The organism is Mangrovibacterium sp., from assembly GCF_059905295.1.
On the sequence record NZ_JBZQJF010000241.1, the window covers coordinates 12935 to 24425 of the forward strand.

6 protein-coding genes are annotated in these 11491 nt (G+C 40.8%); all 6 read right to left on the reverse strand.

What is annotated here, in order from left to right:
• Nucleotides 1-6: 6 nt before the first annotated feature.
• Nucleotides 7-2841, reverse strand: coding sequence for a glycoside hydrolase family 2 protein (locus AC37HE_RS12540; protein ID WP_500783187.1), 2835 nt, complete (start codon nucleotides 2839-2841; stop codon nucleotides 7-9).
• A 135-nt stretch (nucleotides 2842-2976) separates the two neighbouring features.
• Nucleotides 2977-4554 (reverse strand): RagB/SusD family nutrient uptake outer membrane protein, encoded by a 1578-nt coding sequence (locus AC37HE_RS12545; RefSeq protein WP_500783188.1) that lies wholly within the window; start codon nucleotides 4552-4554, stop codon nucleotides 2977-2979.
• 21 nt (nucleotides 4555-4575) lie between these two features.
• A complete protein-coding gene (locus AC37HE_RS12550; protein WP_500783189.1) occupies nucleotides 4576-7827 on the reverse strand; it encodes a TonB-dependent receptor in 3252 nt (1083 codons plus the stop codon).
• Nucleotides 7828-7976: 149 nt separating this feature from the next.
• On the reverse strand, nucleotides 7977-9155 hold the full coding sequence (locus AC37HE_RS12555) for a FecR family protein (protein ID WP_500783190.1): 1179 nt from the start codon (nucleotides 9153-9155) through the stop codon (nucleotides 7977-7979).
• 67 nt (nucleotides 9156-9222) lie between these two features.
• Nucleotides 9223-9816, reverse strand: a complete 594-nt coding sequence (locus AC37HE_RS12560) for an RNA polymerase sigma factor (RefSeq protein WP_500783191.1) — start codon at nucleotides 9814-9816, stop codon at nucleotides 9223-9225.
• A gap of 84 nt (nucleotides 9817-9900) precedes the next feature.
• A complete protein-coding gene (locus AC37HE_RS12565) occupies nucleotides 9901-11277 on the reverse strand; it encodes a pectate lyase family protein (protein WP_500783192.1) in 1377 nt (458 codons plus the stop codon).
• Nucleotides 11278-11491 lie beyond the last annotated feature (214 nt).

Here is an 11491-nt window from a genome sequence, read left to right on the forward strand (position 1 = left end):
AAAGGTTTATTGATTCGATGAAAAATTGAAGTACAGCGTCATCTGTTGACTGCGGATGTGCCAATCATCAAATGGCCCGTAATCGAAGAACTTATTTTTCCGGCCTGATGGCCCCATGTTCCAAGGATCGTTGCATTTTGTTCCGATAGGCGGAATAGCTTGCATAAAAGAAATATCTCCTTTCGGGAAGACCGGAGCAACTCGCTTATCGTATTCCTTAGGATCAGCCGGAGTATACAGCCGAAGGAAAACATCGTCGGTTGATGTGGCAACCGTGAACGATTGTTCTTTCGATTGAATACGAGCCCAGTAAAGGTTGGCATGATATCCTTTAAACTCCGGATAAATCAACGGACTTACGCCGGTAATTGTATTATTGTAATCTTTCTGATGCACGTCAAATTCAACACCTTGTGTCCGGTTTTTCCAAACACGGTAAGGACCATTTCCCAACCATTCAACTCCTTTTACCAATTCTTCAGGATATGAAAAATTCACACCCATATAATCGAAATCCTTGTCGTATTCGGGTGGGAAATAGTACAAGTGAAGCTTTGCCCAACCATTCGGGTAGAATGTCCAGATAAACTCTTTCATGCGCGAAGAATCCGGATTTTGGGTTTCAAAATGGCAGGTAATCATTATGCTGTCCTTGCCAAATATTTTCGTTTCCAATCCCTTGAAAGCTGTCACCCCGGCACTTATATCAGGGCCATTGGTAAATGGAATTAAGCCTTTTTCATTTTTAACCTGTTGCAGAAATCCATTATCCTTACCAATGGTAAATTGGACATTGGCAGCTTGTATCAAAAGCTTGTCACCCTTATCTGTCAGTTCCAGTTTTTCGGTCTTCGGAGACTGGTCTATCAAACGATTAGCCATAGCTGAAGCCGTCAAAAGTGGATAATTCCAGGTGTATAGTTCTTTACCAAAACGATCGGTTGCTGTAATTTCCATCACATCAAAATCAGCCCAGTTTGCTGGCACCGGAATTTCCAGCTGGCCTTTCTCGCCCGGAGCCAAATCCGGAACAGGAATTTGACCTGTCTCTACCGTTTGGATGACCATTTGATTCGGCAGGTGTAATTTTTGAAGTTTGAAGTTGAATTGACATTCCTTGAGATTGGTATACAAATAGCGGTTTTCTACACCCAATTTTTTATCCCATTGTGAAGTAATCTCCCGCTCCTCCAACTTTACAGGCGACCAAATTTCTTTGATGGCATAATAAGAAGCTTCTTTTTCCAATTTTGGTCCCACAATGCCGTCTGCTCCGTGGTTACCGTCGGTATCATAAACTTCACCATCTTTGTCGGTACGCAATATCCCCTGATCGAACAGGTCCCACAGGAAACCACCGGCTGCGTTAGGCTTATTCCAAATGTATTCCCAGTAATCGTTCAAGCCCGCACCGTGACCACCATCGTACATACCATGTAAAAACTCGGTAGGCATGGCAATCAGGTGGCTGTTCCAAAAAGTTCCCGCACCATAATCGTATGGACGATAATGTTGTGTTGCTATTCCATTGTGCACCATCCAGGGATAAATAACCACGCGCTTTTGAATATCATATTTATTGAAAAAAGCATCAAAGTAAGGGTTATGTCCCCCTTCATTCCCATTGTCCCAAATCACAATTGAAGGATGATTGACATCGCGCGTAACCATCTCTTTCACCAGTTTTGGACCAACAACATTGTCATAAGTTGCATGCCAGCCAGTTAGTTCATCGAGGACAAAAAGACCGAGCGAATCACAAACATCCAGGAAGTGCGAATCCGGTGGGTAATGCGACATACGCACTGCATTCATGTTCATCGATTTGATTAACTCAACATCTTCAATGCTTAGTGCTTTGCTGGATGCACGTCCGTATTTGGCACGGAAGGTGTGACGATTGACACCTTTGAATTTTACCTTGACACCATTTACATAAATGCCATCGCGTTGGCGAACCTCGATTGTTCTGAAGCCAAAACGCTTGGTCAGAATATGAACCGGCTGCCCTTTCGAAATCAATTCAAATTTCACCTGGTACAGGGTTGGATCTTCCGGGTTCCAGCTTTTAATATTTTCTATTTTGGATTGAAGCGTAACTTTTGATGCACCTTTCTCAAACGGCACCGAAAAAGACTTTCCAACTTCCTTATTATCCAGCGTCAGTACTTGTGCTCGCAGCTCTCCGTTTTTCAAACTGCTCTTCAGGAACACATCGGCGGTGAATGAACCGTCTGCTTTGGCATCAATCGCCACACGTTGGATATGATTCGTCGGCACCGCTTCGAGAAAAACAGGACGAAAAATTCCACCGAAAATCCAGTAGTCGCCATGGCGCTCTGCTTTGTTCACCGACTCATTAGCCGATTGCTTTGAAACAGTTACTTCAAGCAGGTTTTTCTGCCCATACTTCAACAATTTGCTGATGTCGTAATGAAACTCATAAAATGCTCCCTGATGAATTGGTCCGGCAGACTTGCCATTAATTTTGACATCAGTATCAGTCATTGATCCTTGAAAAACAATATTGACTTGCTTTTTACTCCAATCAGAAGGAATTGAAAATTCGTATTTGTACAAGCCCTGCTCTTTACCTCGCACAGAATCTTTCACATGACCGTAATCGTAATGGCCAAACCCCTGCTGTTCCCAGCACGAAGGAACCTCAATTTTTGTCCACTTTCCCGAGTTGCGACCATCGGTACAAAAGAAATCCCATTCAACAGGTTTATCAACACCTGTACCAGAGAGATACTTTACCTGAGTAGTTTGTGCAAATAATGCACTATTGATGTAAACGTTTACAATCAGGAAGAGAACTATTTTTGTGATCGATTTCATAAGTTTTAAAAAGCCTTTTGATTTACTATTTGATTGGAATGTGCTAATTTAATGAATTTATTTGGCTTATAACAAATGAGTAGTAAAAAAAGACGGTAGCATCAAACTACCGTCTTTTTAAAAACTTACTTTATACTATTTGGAAACGTTATCAGGGTTCTGTTCCAAGGCTGGGTTGGAATCTAAATCATATTGTGGAATTTTGAATAAGAAGTCTTTTGACGGCACAAACTCAAGAGGTGTGTACATGTAAATTCCATTTGCAACACCCCAATCTACGTGCTTCTTCACATTTTCGCCAATACGATTAGTTCTTAACTCGTCAAAAAACAACTGACCTTCACCAACAAGTTCCCAGCCTCGTTCACGATAGATCGAATCAGCCATTTGTTCCTGGCTCAACCCTGCCGGCAGATCGTCCAAATTCGAGCGATTGCGAACGGCATTAATTTTATCGTATGCATCGGTAGTTGCCCCATTCAGGTTATTTTCTGCTTCTGCATAGTTCAACAAAATATCAGCATAACGAATGGCATAAAAATCGGCTTGAGGTTTCTTCAATGAAGCTGACTCTTCTGTTCTGTCGTAGAATTTTATATTACCCGGAGAAGCCGTTTTCCAACCTTCAGAGCCTGGATAAAAGCCTTTATCTTCCGGAACAAAAGTCAGCGTTCCCAAAATATTGGAAGGATTTCCTTTTTCAGTTTGATTAAAAGAAGTCAGGAATGTTCCTTCTTTACGCGCATCCTGATCACTGTACGATAAATAGTGATCGATGGTGGGTCCGAAACGACGGTACATGTAACAACCAATTGTTTGCTCGGTAATATTCACACCAAACATGATATGAAGGTTATTATACTCGTTGCTATAATTTCCAAACTGAATCTCGAACACCGATTCAATACCATTTTTGTTTCCGGTATTCCACCAGTACCACAAATCTTTGAAATCAGGTTCCAGGTCATATTCTTTTGAGGCTATAACATCGCCCAAATACTCTTTTGCCTTTTGATAGTACGAATTATCCGACATCATATCTCCCATCGTCAAATAAACGTCGCCTAACAATGCCTGAGCAGCCCCTTGAGAAGCACGCCAAACATCAGATGAGCCGTAAGCTGATTTTACCGGCAATTTATCAATGGCATATTCTAAATCTTTAATAATGTAATCATAGGTTTCAGCTACTGTTTTACGCGGAATATCCAACCCATCCAAACCAGATGTAAAACTATCAGGGATCGGTAACCCTCCATACATCCGTACCAGGTTGAAGTAAATAGCTGCACGCAAAAAACGAGCCTCTCCAAAATAACGTTCTTTCAAAGTTTCATCCATGTCAATATCCGCACCACGTCCAACAACCAGATTGGCCTTGTTGATCGCACTGTAGGCATCGTCCCAGTTACCGAAAACCATTTTATCGGCATTATTGATATCAGACCAGACATTCCATAAATGAACATTATCCTTTGCATAAGCCGGAGCTCCGAATTCAGTCATTACCTCCAACTGCATGATATACTTGTAATATCTCACAAATGCCTCCTGATAACCATCATAGACACCGGTCAAAGCCATCTCAAGATCATCAGCACTGTTATAGAAGTTATTCGGAGAAAGAAACGTGTAGGGATCTTCAGTCAAATCAGTACAACTGGTAATACCTACCACGAACAGACTGAAAATGATATATTTTAGTGATTTCATAATTATTTCAATTTTTGAGGATTAGAACTTAGCTCTCAGGCCGAAAATCATTGTTTTTGCATAAGGAAATTTAGAATCTCCGTTTTCCGGGTTGTATCCCCGATGGTTCGCAAAGTTGATGTAGTTTTGAGCATTCACATACAGGTTCAACTCTTTAATCCAGTTGTATTTTTTGATCAGATTCGAGAAGTCGTATCCCAATTTAATGTTCTTAACGACAAAGTATTTCCAGTTTCCGTTAGTTCGGTCTGACAAGTATACTTCCTGAGCACCTGCACGTGGGAAAGATCCGTTGTTATTTGATTCACTCCACATGCGGTCATACGCATATTTTGTTGGCAAATAATTTCTGTTTTGAATCTGATTTTCACCATAAATCAAATAGTTATTATCATCATTTGAAGCAAGGCCTGTAGCTCCCTGACCATAGATATCCAGTGTGAAATGGTCGTAACTCAAACTTGTTGAAATACCATAGAAGAAATCGGGCATTGTTGAGCCTATATTGATATAGTCAGCTGTGTTAATCGTTTTATCATCATTCTTATCAACATACATTTCCTCTCCCATTTGGGCCGATGAACGAATTTCCTGATAAGCCGTTAACTCTTCCTGTGTATTAATAATTCCGGCAGATTCACGAGCCCAAACACTGTTTACCGGCTCACCAATTTTCAAATAACTTGCAATACCAGCCGAAGAACTTCCCAGGTTAATTTCATCAACATCTCCGTACAATTTAACAACCTCATTCTTGTTGCTTGACACGTTTGCAGTAACATCCCATTTCAAATCCGAATCGATGACACGAGCATGAGCAGTTACTTCCAAACCGTAGTTCTTCACTTCTCCAATATTATCCAACATGCTTGAATAACCCGAAGTGGTTGGGATAGGTACATTGTATAGCAGATCAGTTGTTCTACGGGTATAGTAATCAAAGTTGAAGTCAATACGATCGAACAAACTAACATCTAAACCGATATTGTATTGGGTATTTCGTTCCCATTTCAGGTTTGGATTACCGATTGTCTCAACAAATCCAAGGATAGGCACGTCGTTATAAATGTAGTAAACCGATTGTAGGGTAGACAACGATTTATAATTACCAATTTCCTGGTTACCAGTCACACCATAGCTGGTTCTAAGTTTCAGGTTTGAAATAAGTGCATTGTCGGCCATAAAGGATTCCTGATCAATACGCCAACCAAAGCCAACTGAAGGGAAAAACCCCCACTTATTATTTACACCGAAGCGAGAAGAGCCATCGTAACGACCAGTTACTGTAAGCAGGTATTTATCGTCGTAAGAGTAGGCTGCACGAGCAGTCCATGAGATCAACCGGTTGGAATATTTATCACTGTTATAAGTTACACTCTCCGTATCTGCCAGTGACATATCGTTGGCTCCGGTTGCATCGTTTACAAAGCCACTACCATTAATACCCAGGCTCTCGTACATATAATCTTGCCAAGAGTAAACACCGGTTGCTGTTAAACGATGCTTGTCATTCCATGTATTGGTGTAAGTCAAAATATTTTCTGTCAAACGACTTGTCTTACGCATATAAGCCTGTCCTCCTGTACCGGTACTACCAGAACCAATACCTGCAGTCGACTTTGAGGTGTAATATTCATAGCTCTTTTCATTAGCAATATCAACACCAAAATTTGTTCTAAAACTGAGGTTTTTTAAGAATTTGAATTCAGCATAAACATCTCCCAACACACGGTCTGTAGACAATGTATTGGTCATTTCTGATGCCTCAGAAACCGGGTTCCAGGTTCCTTCAAAATATGAACTGATGGAGGGGTCTTCTGTTGCATAATACCAGGATCCATCCGGATTGCGAACAGGTACAGTTGGCCATCCGTATCGGAAAATATTTTCAGTTGGATCAGTACGAACATCTCTTTCTGAACGGCTAACCTGCATGTGTGTTCCTACTGTCAACCAAGGCTTAAATTCGTGGCTGATATTGGATCTCACTGATAGTTTATTGTAGGCTGCTGCTTCAACCATTCCATCCTGATTAAATAAATTACCGGAAAGCATATAAGTTGTCTTGTCTTTTCCTCCACTGAAAGCCAACGAGTAATCTTGTGTCAGGGAGTAATCTTTGATAATCTCATCCTGCCAGTCAGTATCGTAGTCCGGAGCCGGATTAGACGATGAATAAACAGGCATCCCGGTTGAATAGGTATAAGCCTCATTGATGAATTTCAGGAAATCATCCCGATGTAAAGTCTCCGGAACTCGAGCCGGCGATTGAACACCTACTGAACCCGATATATCCAGGTTATTGGCTCCTTTCGCTCCTTTTTTAGTGGTGATCAGGATTACACCATTCGCTCCGCGAGAACCATAAATAGCTGCAGATGATGCATCTTTCAGGATTTCCATCGATGCAATATCGTTGCTGCTGATATCATTTAAATTATTATTTACCAATGGGAAACCATCAACAACGATCAATGGATCGTTTCCGGCACTAATAGAACCTGCACCGCGAATACGCAAAGTTGGTGATGAACCCGGTGAAGCATCAGAATTCATAACGGCGACCCCGGAGGCACGACCTTGCAAAGCCTGAATAGGGTTAGAACCAGATACAGTAACCAGGTCGTCTGCTGATACTTGTGTAACAGATCCCGTTAAGTCACTTTTTTTCATTGTACCATAGCCAATTGCAACAACTTCCTCGATGCCAATCGTTTCTTCTTCCAGCTGAACGTTAAGTGAAGCTTCTCCCTGATATACGATTTCCTTGCTGATCATTCCAACGAATGAACAAACAAGTACGTCGCCTTTACGAACCCCACTAAGAACAAACGAACCATCAACATCGGTAATAGCACCATTATTTGTTCCTTTAACGATAATCGTAGCGCCCGGAATAGGCTCGCCTGAAGTGCTTGTTATTTTCCCTTTCACTTCCTGAGCTTGTCCTGAAGTATTTGTACTGGGTTTAGAATCGTCAGCCCGAATGATGATCTGACGATCATAAACGGAATATTTTAAATGCTGATCCCGTAAAATTTCGTTTAAAGCCTCGTCAATCGTTGCATTTTCAAGGTCAATATTCACTTTTCTGTTTTCATCCAATTCATTTAAATTATAGAGGAAAACAAAATCACTTTGCGATTCAATTTGATTCAAAAGTTCTTTTACAGTCGTGTTTTCTGTTTTTAGGTTTAGCCTCGTTGCTTGCGAATACGAGTTGGCTGCCGCAGTAACGACAAAACAGAAAGAGATAAGCATGGTCAGTTTCATGATTCTCCATAAGGGTTTTAGACTTTCCCAAGAAGGGAAGCCAGTTAATGACTTTTTTTTCATAAATTTGGTCTGTTTACATATTAATAAATGCGCTGGTTTATAACGAACTGGCATTAACCGGAGGATGAGCCACCATCTTCCGGTTTTTATTGCAGTACGTACTCCCCTGCGTTTACTTTTTCAATTTTTCCATCAGTCAGGTTTTCAAGGTATTCAAACACTTCACTTAACTGGGTATTCAGATTCATTTTTCCCGTCAATAATCGATTCCGAATCTGTTTATCAGGTATACTTATCGTGATATTAAAGAAACGTTCCACCTGTGTTATTACATCATTAACCGATTCATTATTAATGGATATAATCCCCCGTTTCCACAAATCATATTCTTTTTCATTGCCTCGTGAAATGACAATATTTCCGGTCTCCGCACTCATTTTCGCTTGTTCACTGGGTTTTAATTTCTCCCAGCCAGTCAGAACGGAATGGTTTATATTCCGAAGCCAAACTTTCCCCTCTCTAAGGAAGGTCGTTTCTTCGTCCTGATCAGGATAAGCATCAACACTAAAGCTTGTTCCAAGTACCTTAATTTCAGTTTTCGCCGTATTCACTAAAAAAGGATGATTGGGATCTTTGGTAATGTCGAAGAAGGCCTCACCCAACAAACAGGCAGAACGATTTTCTTTCGAAAAAACTTCCGGAACGAGAATCCGGCTGCCGGCATTCAGCTCTACCATACTCTGATCATAGAGGCGTATATGGGCACGTTTGCCATACGGAACAACAACCATGTTGGTAGCATCAGCCAAACCTGTTTTTCTTATGTCCATCGTGTCGGTTCCAAGAACCAGTTGGCCGAAATTTGAAAAATCAATCAGCATTTCCGGGTCGCTGATTTCCTTTTTACTGCCATCGGCCAGATAAACCATCGTATTTAGTGCAGCACTTTTTACCAATAAACTCCCGGGAACAGGAAATGCTCTGTTTTTCTGGAGAAGACTGGTTACTGCAAAGCCCAATGCAAAAAACAAAATCGCCACAGCAGCATAAGAAATTACCATACGTATAGGAATCGTCCTTTTGCGAACTTGTCCTTTGGTTTCTGCTGCGACAACAGTATTGTAAATTTCTGATTTTCGTTTTTGAGAGACTAACGGCTGACGTACCTTCAATGCTTTAAGTTCCGCCCTTGCCCGTAAAAGTCCGGCTCGTTCATCCGGATACTTTTCCATATAATTTTTAAAATAACCTTCAGTCTCCGCATCCGGATCCAAAGCCCATTTTATAAACCTGGGGTCTTCAATATAGTCTTGTAAATTTGCCATTTCTGCGACCTTTTACCCAATAATTGCAGAAACAGGCTCAACGTGGACATCAAATTCAGTTTAATTTTTATGCTCTAAAACAGATATAAAAGAATTCCATGAATTTATCGGTCATTACCTCTTTCAAGCGGGAAACAACACGATAAACCTGTTTTTTAGCTGAATCCGGCTGAACCCCCAACAAATCTCCAATTTGCTTGTAGTCGAGACCGCTGTAAAATTTCAAATAGATTATTTCCTGTGCTGCAGGACTTAGCGATTCAATCGTCTTTTGCATGATCTCAATTCGGGAGTTAAGATCGCTTTCTGCGTCTTCCGAATCGACAGCCAGTTCCATCTTGAATGAATCGATCGGAACACTTAAATCTTCAAGCCGGTTTCGGTAACGAAGCTTTTGGTAGATCGTTAATTTCAGCGATTTCAGTAGATAAAACTCAAGCTGCCCGGTTTCAGAAAGATTTTCCCGGTTGGTATATAACTTTAGGAAAAGCTCTTGGATAGAATCTTCAACAAGTTCAGCATCCGCATAAATCTTCATTCCATACCAGTAAAGGCGATCAAAAAAGTAATCGTAAATCTTTCTGAAAGACTCCTGATTCCCCTGTTTGAAGGATCTCCATTCGTTAGGCCAGTTATCGGAAGTTGTAATTTTATGCGACATATTAGATTCTACTGCAACTTATCAAGAAAGTAAGCTAATCATACAAACAGAGTCCTTAACAAACCTTACCGTTAATATAAAAACTTACATTAACGTACATTTATTGTATAATACAACACCTGCAAGTTCATTCAAATAGTCTTCAAAGAAAGTATACCCATTTGTAGTAATCTTTGCACCATCAGTCGAATCATGCACATTTAAACTGTGCTTTTCTTCCCATGCGTCAGGCATTCCGTCACCATCTGAATCCAATGGTGCAGGCATACTCTTCAGTTCCGGCCAGCCTCCGGCTTCTTCAACTGTATTTACAATGCCATCACCTTCGATTTTCACGGCGCCGCTCAATCTGTTTAATATTAGCTTCTCACGACTATCACGTCCGGGAACAGTCACACCAACATTTTTCAACACGAGTTCATACGCTTTTTCAGCACTCACATGATGGGTTTCTACTACTGGCAACGGCTCTTTCAGTAAATTCTTTTCAACACTACAGCCATCTTCAAATTCAAGGCCGAATTTTATGTTATTACGATTAACTTTTTCATTTCCCTTAATCCGATTATCTGCGATGTACCATTTCCCATCAAAACCATACTTTTGTGCATTGTCAATTTTTACCAAGCGGTTTTTAACGACATCCTGGGTTGCCGGTCCCGGCTTATAATAGTTTCCAATGAAATTTATATTCAAAGGTTTCCCATCGCATGTTCGGTACCCGTAATTAAAGACAACATTATTGCTGAAATCAACATCATGTGTATGTTCCAAGTGGTTACCGCCAATACTTGGGTTACGTCCTACACCGGAAGCAAATAAGTTAAAAAGGTAAGATGCCTTTTGACCGCCTAATGAGGCTGAAAAACCATGTGCTCCTTTTTCATGAACTGACTTATTCAATGGTTCGGCAATCATACACCATTGAACAGTAATATTCTCGGTTCCATGCCAGCTGTTTAGTGCTTCATCGACAGTCCAGCCCATTGTACAATGATCAAGGATAACATTTTTACTATCACGGATTTCAATTCCATCAATTTCACTTCCAAGCAAGCCGGAAGCAATTCCTGGTCGCACGCGTATAAATCGCACAACAACATCGTGAGCACCCGTAATATGCAATGGAAAATCCTTTAGGCAAATGCCATCACCAGGAGCCGTTTGACCAGCTATAGTTATGTAAGGATTTGAAATGGTCAGCATCGATTTCAATGCTATATTTCCGGAAACCCGAAAAACAACCGTACGTGGTCCTTCGGCATCTACAGCAGAACGTAAACTCCCAGGCCCGCTATCATTCAAATTTGTAACTGCAATAACTTTCCCTCCTCGACCTCCTGCTGAATAAGCGCCATAGCCCATTGCACCAGGGAAAGCCAATTGTTGAGCACTAACTGAAAGGTTACTTAACCATACAATGGCAAACACTAACTTAAAATAAGTTTTGATTGTTTTCATCCTACTTTTAAATATCCTGAATTCCAGTTTTCAATTGCCTTTGAAGCACTACACTCACTCATCCCTGTACGTCCGCAGGAACAAACAACCTTCCAAAGAGGTGGATACAAGGCAATTTTTATCATGGTAGGTACCGCACCACATTTGCAAATAGTGATTTTTTTGTAATCAATAGGAATCATCTTCTTTCCGTTTTTTCTAATAAAAAATAGTT

Excerpts from the sequence above, each read along its gene's own strand:
- AC37HE_RS12540 (WP_500783187.1), bottom strand. The coding sequence starts at position 2,841 with ATGAAATCGATCACAAAAATAGTTCTCTTCCTGATTGTAAACGTTTAC.
- AC37HE_RS12545 (WP_500783188.1), bottom strand. The coding sequence starts at position 4,554 with ATGAAATCACTAAAATATATCATTTTCAGTCTGTTCGTGGTAGGTATT.
- AC37HE_RS12550 (WP_500783189.1), bottom strand. The coding sequence starts at position 7,827 with ATGAAACTGACCATGCTTATCTCTTTCTGTTTTGTCGTTACTGCGGCA.
- AC37HE_RS12555 (WP_500783190.1), bottom strand. The coding sequence starts at position 9,155 with ATGGCAAATTTACAAGACTATATTGAAGACCCCAGGTTTATAAAATGG.
- AC37HE_RS12560 (WP_500783191.1), bottom strand. The coding sequence starts at position 9,816 with ATGTCGCATAAAATTACAACTTCCGATAACTGGCCTAACGAATGGAGA.
- AC37HE_RS12565 (WP_500783192.1), bottom strand. The coding sequence starts at position 11,277 with ATGAAAACAATCAAAACTTATTTTAAGTTAGTGTTTGCCATTGTATGG.